The following is a 7,246-nucleotide window of genomic DNA, read 5'->3' as shown; positions in this document are numbered from 1 at the left end:
CCCCCACGTCACTCCCCCCACAGTGCACCCCCCACCGGCACTCCTGAGGAGATCCATGTTCGGGCTCACCCTTGCCAAGAAGGCCGTCGCCGTGACCGCGGCGGTCGCCGCCGCCGCAACGACCGGCCTGCTCGGCGCGACCACCGCAAGCGCCGCTCCCAACCCCATCGTCGGCGGCTCGACGACCACGGCCTCCGCGTACCCGTACGTCATGCAGATCACCGACTCCTCGCAGAGCCAGTTCTGCGGCGGCACCCTCGTGTCGGCGACCAAGGTCGTCACCGCCGCCCACTGCATGGTCGGCGAGACCACGAGCGGCGTCAGAGTGGTCGGCGGCCGCACCTACCGCAACGGCACGAACGGCACCGTGGCCAGAGTCAGCAAGATATGGATCCACCCGGACTACAGCACCGTCACGCGGGGCGACGACGTCGCCGTGCTCACCCTGTCGACGTCGATGCCGTACACCCCGATCGGCTACGTCTCCTCCTCCGACACCGGCGTCTACGCCGCCGGCGCCACGGCCCGCATCCTCGGCTGGGGCACCACAAGCTCGGGCGGCTCCTCCTCCAACCAGCTGCGCACCGCGACGGTCCCGACCGTCTCGAACTCCTCGTGCTCGTCGGCGTACGGTTCGCGCTTCGTCGCCGGCGACATGGTGTGCGCGGGCTACACCCAGGGCGGCGTCGACACCTGCCAGGGCGACAGCGGCGGCCCGTTCGTGATCGGCGGCAGGCTCGCCGGCATCACGTCGTGGGGCGACGGCTGCGCCGACCCGGGAGTCCCCGGCGTCTACACCCGGCTGACGACCTTCTCGTCGCTGGTGACGACGCAGATCAACTCCTGAGCACCCACCTCAGGTAACGCCAGGGGGCGTTGCGGGCCGCCACGAGCGGTTCGCAACGCCCCCTATCCACATGCCTGGACTATCCACAGCCTGGACACGTTGTCGGTGCCGCCTGTTTCAATGGGGCTCGATGGGGGTGATGGGCATGGTGTCCATGGATCGTTTCCTGGCCTTCGCGGCCATGTCGCTGCTCGTGATCGTGATCCCGGGCCCCAGCGTCCTGTTCGTGATCGGCCGCGCGCTGGCCCACGGCAGGCGCACGGCGGTGGCCACAGCGGTCGGGAACGTCATCGGCTCGTATCTCCTCGTCGTGGCGGTGGCCGTGGGCATCGGCTCACTCGTCGAGCGCTCGGTCACCGTGTACCTGACGGTGAAGCTGGCGGGTGCCGCGTATCTGGTGTTCCTCGGCGTCCAGGCTTTCCGCCACCGCAAGGACCTGAAGGCCTCGGCGATCGGCGCGGACTCGACGGGGTCGGCGGGATCGAGGGGATCGGCGGGGCCGGCCCGCGGCGATCTGCGCACGGTGCTGGACGGCGCTCTCGTAGGCGTCACGAACCCCAAGGGCATCGTCTTCTTCGCCGCCGTACTCCCCCAGTTCGTGGACCACTCTGCCGGTCAACTGCCTTTGCAGATGCTCTTGTTGGGCCTCGTACCGATATCCATAGGCCTGGTCACGGACACCCTGTGGGGCCTGACCGCGGCCGCGGCCCGCACGTGGTTCGCGCGCTCGGACCGCCGCCTGTCGTTGATCGGCGGCGCGGGCGGCTTCACGATGATCGGGCTGGGCGTGACGGTGGCGGCAACGGGACGGGCTGACTGATCCGTTTCGCCACGGTTCGTGCCCTCAGGCGCGTACGACGGTGCCGAACCGGATGTCGTACGAGGGTGCCGCGCTCAGGACCGACAGCATCCGCTCCGCTTCCTCGACCACGCTGTCACGCTCGCTCTTGGTGAGGGGGTCGAACGGCTCGACGGTGAGCACGGCACGCTCGCGCGACTCCTCCAGCCGCCATACACCCCTGAGGAACCCGTCGACGAGGAGCGTGCAGTGGGCGAAATTGCCCTGCCAGGCGCGCCCCTTGTACGAGGCGGGGACCACTCGGGAGCGGTCGGCGTGCGAGAGGAGCAGGTTGTCGAACTCGGGCAGGAGGCGAGGTGGGGCCGGGGTGCCGGCGTCCGGGCGGGGTGCGTCCGGGAGGTCGAAGAGTTCGACGCCGTTCTCGTCGCGGAAGGTGACCAGCTGGGGTCGTAGCCGTTCGAAGGCCTCGCGCAGCCGGGTCAGACCCGCCCAGGTCTGCATGTCCTTGACGGAGGCGGGGCCGAACGCGGCGAGATAGCGCAGCACGGTGGCGTCGGGCGCCGGGGCCGGCTCGGTGGGCCGGCCGAGCCAGTGCTCGGCGGTGGTGAGCGTGACCTGGCCGCTCCTGCCCCACATGCCGCGCGGGGTGACCTGGACGAGGGGCAGTCGGCAGCGGGCCGCGACGGAGAGGGCGAGCGGGTCGGCTTCGGGCCACTCGGCGAGCAGTGCCTCGCGCAGCTGCTTCAGGGTGCGCGGCTCGGCTTCGACTAGCTCGCGGCTGATCGCGGTGAGCCGGTCCAGGTCGACTCCGACGAGCCCTTTGCGGAAGCCGTACAGTTCCCGCTCGCGCGCGGCCTGCACCAGCGGCCGCAGGGTGAGGCAGTCGTCGGCGGTGTGCGTGTGGATGGTCGAGCGCATGGTCACGATGCGTACGACCTCGCGGGCGCCCATCGCCGCCGAGAGCTCCTCGGGGTCGAAGCCCTCCAGGCGGGCGGCGAGCGCGTAGTACGGGGGTTTCACGTTCTGTGCCTGGAGGCCGACGAGGTGCTCGACGGCGTCCGTCGCGGACATGACGGCCCGGCGCAGGAGCAGCTGCCGGTCGAGGGTCGCGCGGTTCAGTGCGCGAGTGCTCAGCACGGGGGCGGTCGAGGTCTTCGTCATGCTCCGCACGCTAGCGGGGCTTGCGGACACCTTCTGTCCGCATGCCAGTCGCACGGGCCGCACACCGACGTTATTTGACCCGTATATCCTGCTCCGTGATCAGAGAGAGCGAATCAGAGGCCAGAGACACACAGACATACGTTCAACACGGGAGGCAGCCGCGATGTCGGAGCGCCGAGCCCGCCCCGTACCCGCCCCGAAGAGCAATCGGAAATCGGTGTGGCGACGCGCCATGACCGGGTCAGCGCCGCCACCCCCGGAACCGCCGGCGCCCAACCCGGCCCCTTCGGCCGTGGCTTCGGCGGAATCAGGCAGCGTCGTTCAGGCGGCGCTCTACCGCGACGGGGTACGCGTCTCCACCCCCGCGTCGCTCGCGGAGACCTTCCGTGAGCTGCGCGAGCAGCCGGAAGGTATGGCGTGGATAGGTCTGGCCCGTCCGACGGAGTCCGAAATCCTGTCGCTGGCCGCCGAGTTCGACCTCCACCCGCTCGCCGTCGAGGACGCGATGGAGGCCCACCAGCGCCCCAAGCTGGAACGCTACGGAGAGACCCTCTTCGTCGTCCTGCGCGCCGCCCGCTATCTCGACGCCCCCGAGGAGGTCGACTTCGGCGAGCTGCACGTGTTCGTGGGGCCCGACTTCCTGATCACGGTCCGGCACGGCGCGGCCCCCGACCTCTCGGCCGTACGCCGTCGCATGGAGGAGAGCCCGGAGCTGCTGAAGCTGGGCCCGGAGGCAGTCCTGTACGCGGTCCTGGACGCGGTGGTCGACGGCTACGCGCCGGTCGTCTCCGGCGTCCAGAACGACATCGACGAGATCGAGACCGAGGTCTTCGGGGGCGACCCCTGGGTCTCCCGGCGCATCTACGAACTCTCCCGCGAAATGGTCGAGTTCCAGCGCGCCACCCGCCCCCTGGTCGGCATGCTGCACAGCCTGATGGCCGGCTTCGCGAAGTACGGCACCGACGAGGAACTCCAGCGCTACCTCCGCGACGTCGCCGACCACGTCACCCACACCAGCGAACGCGTCGACGGCTTCCGCCAGGCCCTCACCGACATCCTCACGGTGAACGCGACGCTGGTCACCCAGCAGCAGAACGCGGAGATGCGGGCGTTGGCGGAGGCGGGCTTCGAACAGAACGAGGAGATCAAGAAGATCTCGTCGTGGGCGGCGATTCTGTTCGCTCCCACACTCGTCGGGACGATCTACGGCATGAACTTCGACCACATGCCTGAGTTGCACTGGGCGCTCGGCTACCCCTTCGCCATCGTCCTGATGGCGGTCGTCTGCACCAGTCTGTACGTCATCTTCAAGCGGCGGGACTGGCTCTGAGCAATTGTCCTGTGAGGCGCTGCCGTGACGGCGTTCGATCCCGATCGCAAGCGCCGCGTTCGAGGCCGCTGGGGGGAATCTGGGGAGAATGAGCCGCGCTCTGATCCGGGCGGTCTCCTGCGATCGCGGGCGTTGACCTGCGGGAGCCTCGCCCCTGAGGCGCCGTCTATGCGGCCGAGGCGACTGCGGCAGGTTGGCCGAGCACCCTGCGGCTCGGTCTGGACGAGTGAGACCGTCTGTTTCCGCCTGAGCGGACACGGGGCACCGGCCCGTGTCCGACCCGCTCGCATCAGGCCAGGTACTCACCGGTCAGCATCGCGGAGGCGAGCTCGACCCGGGACTGGTATCCGGTTCGCTTGAACAGCCTGCTCAGTCGGCTCTCCACACTCTTCTCGCTACAGCCGAGCACGACGGCCAGTTCGCGGTTGGTCAATCCCTCGGTCACCAGGGTGGCGAGCAGCCGTTCGTTCTCCGCGATGGTGGCGCTCCGGCCGGGCACGGCGATGTTCCGCTCACGCATCAGGTTCCGCAGCCGCACCCTGGGCAGCAGCGCGTCGAGCTCCCCGTACAACGCGTAGGCCTCGAACAAGAGAGAGACGTCGGCCAGTCCGTGGCGGACCACGGCGGCCATCGTGTCGGCCTGCTCGTACGGCTGCGCGCGCCGCCGTGCGAGCCGGACCGCCTCGGCAGCGGCCGCGGGGTCCCGGTGCGCCACGGCGGTGGCGAGCAGCCGGCACAGCTGAGCCCGGCCGGTGCCGATCAGCCCGGCGACTCTGGTCGCCTCGTCCGCGCACCGCCGTGCCGCGGCCGGATCGCCACCGGCCAGCTCCCACTCGGCCATCCTCAGCCACAGTTCGTCCGTGCCGACGACCAGGCCACGTGCGTCGGCCAGAGAGAGTGCGTCCGCGATCACCCGGCGGGCCCGCTCGGTCGCGCCCAGGGCGTGCTCCAGTTCCGACTCCGGTACGGCCAGCAGGTGGAGCAGCACGGGCTGTTCGGTCCGGGCCCTGTCGATCGCGGCGCGGGCATGGGTCAGCCGACCGCGAGCGGCGAGGATGACGCTCGTTTCCCGGCACATCATGGTGTGGCTGGGCAGGTCGCCGAGCGAGGAGCCGGTGGCCAGACCCATCCGTGCCAGGTCGAGAGCCTGGTCCCAGTGGCCGGCCAGGCTGTTCGCCACTATCTGGTCGGGCACGGGCCGGTACCCGGACGACAACTCGTAGGTCGCGAGCAATTGGTCGGCCCGGTCCAACTCGCCGAAGGCCATCAGCGTCCGGGTCAGCTCGGCCAGTCGCTCGTAGCGGTGCCGTGACCCCTTCTCCCACAGGGGCCACCGGGTCGGATCGGCGACAGCCTGGTCGAACGCCGCCATCCTGCCCAGAAACGCCGCGATGCACTCACTGAAGAGCAGGCCCAGTGCGGATACGGCATCATTGTCAACGGACCAGGTCCCGCGGGTGGACTTGAGGTGTTCACCCGCCTCCCGCCAGCGGTCCAGGTGGCACAGGGTGGCGGACCTGGCAACGATCCGGTGTCCCTCCCCGCCCGGCAGCGAACGCCAGCCGTCGTCGGCGATGCCGGCGAGCGCCGCCGCGTCGAAGGTCCCCGCCAGCGAGACGATGTACATGATCTCCAGTTCGAGCAGAGCCTCGGGGGCGACCAGGTCGGGGTGGCCGGACAGAACCGCCCACGCGCTGTCCAGGGCCTCGGGGAACCGCAGATGGATGCAGCAGGTGGCGGCGTGCAGGAGCAGCGCCTGGGCGCGCCTGCCAGGCTCGGTGATCAGATTGGCGGCGGCCCGCAGCCAGCCCTCCGCGAAGTACCCGTTGTCCAGCATGGTGTCGGCACCCATGAGGAGCAGTTCGTCGGCCGCTCGCCGGGAGTCCACGAACCTGCCCGCGGTGGCCAGTTGCTCGGCGAGGTACCGGCCGTCCGCGGCGGCGTCGCCCGCCCAGATCGCGGTGACCGCCAGCTGGGCGAGCCTGCGCCGCTCGTACTGCCCGAGCCACGTGGTCAGCGCGGACGCGACCAGCGGCAGCCGGAACCGCCAGTGGCCCGGTTCCGGGCCGTGCCGCAGCACCCCCTCGGCACACAGGACGGACAGCGCATCGCGCACCTCGTCCTCGCCGGTGCCCACTGCCTCGGCGATCAGCCCGGTCGCCGAACCGCCGAGTGGATACAGCACCGCCAGCGCTTTGGCCACCGGCCAGCCCAGCCCGCCGAACTGCCGCAGATGCTCGACCAGCGGGTGGTCGGCGGGCAGTTCGGGCGGCCGGTCCGGTGACGCGAGGTAGGCGTGCCGGTCGAAGACGCGCAGCGAGCCGCTCCGCCGGTGTCCCGCCACGGCGGCAAGCACGGCAGAGGGCACCCCACGGCAGCTCCGCCGCAGGTACGCGGCCAACGACACCGACGGCTTGGCCTGCAGCTCGTGGGCGACCAGCGCGTTGACGTCCGACGCGTGCAGCGGACGCAGCGGTACCACCTCGGCGAGCCCGGCGGCGCGCAGGTGGTGCAGTGCGGTCCGGCCGCTCCCGGGGTCGGCCCCTGGTGAGCTGTGCGCGCAGACGAAGGTGACGGGGCTTCCCGCGAGCGGGCGGACCATCGACAGGAGCAGGTTGCGGGAATCGGGGTCGATCCATTGCAGGTCGTCGACGAGTACCACCAGCCGGTGGCCCGTGGTCATGGCCGAGCGCAGCTCACCGGCCAGTTGGCGGCAGACGTCCGGGCGTGACGCCGGGCCTGTCACGGCGCTCGCCGTCCGTCCGCCGTTGCCGCCCGGGTACAGGGCGCCGAGTTCGGCGGACAGCCGGGCGGCCAGTGAGTAGGAGCGATCACGCTCGTTCCGGGCGACCCGCAGCATCAAGGTGGCGATACCTCGCGCGGCGAGCCTGTCCCGGACGGCGGCCAGTACCGCACTGCGCCCGATGCCGACCGGGCCGGTGACCAAGACAAGTGGCGCCGCACCCGGCGATGCGGCGGTCTCGGCGATCCGCACGACGGTGACCTCGCGGCCGAACGGCCCGGAGGTCCTGACCACGTCGCACCGGTGGGTGACCACGTCATCAGTATGCACACCGGTGTGCCCTGCCGACAGATGATTTTGGCATGT

Annotated in this window: 5 protein-coding genes; 3 read left to right on the top strand and 2 right to left on the bottom strand. The window is 70.6% G+C overall.

The genetic code is table 11. The features are described 5' to 3' along the window. Positions 1-55 precede the first annotated feature (55 nt). Complete coding sequence (locus G5C60_RS32415) at positions 56-847, top strand: S1 family peptidase (protein WP_165264581.1); 792 nt, start codon at positions 56-58, stop codon at positions 845-847. 145 nt (positions 848-992) lie between these two features. Next, positions 993-1,667, top strand: a complete 675-nt coding sequence (locus G5C60_RS32410) for a LysE family translocator (RefSeq protein ID WP_165264580.1) — start codon at positions 993-995, stop codon at positions 1,665-1,667. A gap of 24 nt (positions 1,668-1,691) precedes the next feature. On the opposite strand, the gene G5C60_RS32405 is transcribed toward G5C60_RS32410, so the two are convergent. Next, positions 1,692-2,807 (bottom strand): winged helix DNA-binding domain-containing protein, encoded by a 1,116-nt coding sequence (locus G5C60_RS32405; RefSeq protein ID WP_165264579.1) that lies wholly within the window; start codon positions 2,805-2,807, stop codon positions 1,692-1,694. Positions 2,808-2,970: 163 nt separating this feature from the next. Here G5C60_RS32405 and G5C60_RS32400 point away from each other — a divergent pair, with 163 nt between their 5' ends. Continuing rightward, a complete protein-coding gene (locus G5C60_RS32400) occupies positions 2,971-4,137 on the top strand; it encodes a magnesium and cobalt transport protein CorA (RefSeq protein WP_206440264.1) in 1,167 nt (388 codons plus the stop codon). 289 nt (positions 4,138-4,426) lie between these two features. Here the strand turns inward: G5C60_RS32400 and G5C60_RS32395 are convergent, their stop codons facing one another. Next, complete coding sequence (locus tag G5C60_RS32395; RefSeq protein ID WP_165264577.1) at positions 4,427-7,195, bottom strand: AAA family ATPase; 2,769 nt, start codon at positions 7,193-7,195, stop codon at positions 4,427-4,429. Positions 7,196-7,246 lie beyond the last annotated feature (51 nt).

Source organism: Streptomyces scabichelini (assembly GCF_011045015.1).
Lineage (GTDB): Bacteria > Actinomycetota > Actinomycetes > Streptomycetales > Streptomycetaceae > Streptomyces > Streptomyces scabichelini.
Note: the sequence above shows the minus strand (reverse complement) of the source record. Positions and strands in the feature narration are given on the sequence as shown.